The organism is Vibrio sp. 1402 (genome assembly GCF_033340275.1).
Genome location: NZ_JAWOWE010000398.1, coordinates 1 through 625 on the forward strand (window position 1 = coordinate 1; position 625 = coordinate 625).

Consider the following 625-nt stretch of genomic DNA (forward strand, 5'->3'; position numbering starts at 1 on the left):
AAACGTGATGCCAAGACCCAGTGCTTGTGCAAACTCGCACAATGCGGTGGCAAACGGCATGTGGATATCACCTTCTTGGGTCAGTACGCCTAGCACCACTCCATCTAAACCAGATTGATGGGCGGCTTCGATGTCCCAACGCATCATGTCTAGCTCCTCTTCGTTATAGAAAAAGTCGCCTTGGCGTGGACGAATCATGGCATACACTGGAACAGAAGATTGTTTGGCCGCTTGCTGCATAAAACCGTAGCTTGGCGTTAAGCCACCCAATGCGAGAGATGAGCAAAGCTCAATACGAGTTGCGCCACCAGCAATGGCGTAATGAAGAGATTCAATATTATCAATACAGACTTCTAGATGAGTAACCACTTTGATTCATCCTACTAACGTTACAGTAAGTGTTATGGCTAAGATATTAGCAGGGCCAACAGGCAGAATCTGTATGATGTCGATGGGAAATAGAGGTAAAGTTTTCGCCTAGGTGTTACCTCATTTGAGCACATTTATTGAAGATAAAAGAAAGCCCAGAGCATATACTCTGGGCTTCGATAGGACTTTACTTAGACTGATTGGCGTTTGCGGTTTTCCCGCTATAGCTTTTTGCTTTATATATACATCCAACCAT

The 625-nt window shown here is 44.8% G+C and carries 1 protein-coding gene; it reads right to left on the bottom strand.

The window, feature by feature from the left end; genetic code table 11:
• Positions 1–369 (bottom strand): copper homeostasis protein CutC (locus tag R7044_RS26290; RefSeq protein WP_318141741.1); only part of this gene is annotated, 369 nt, incomplete at its 3' end.
• Positions 370–625: the final 256 nt, after the last annotated feature.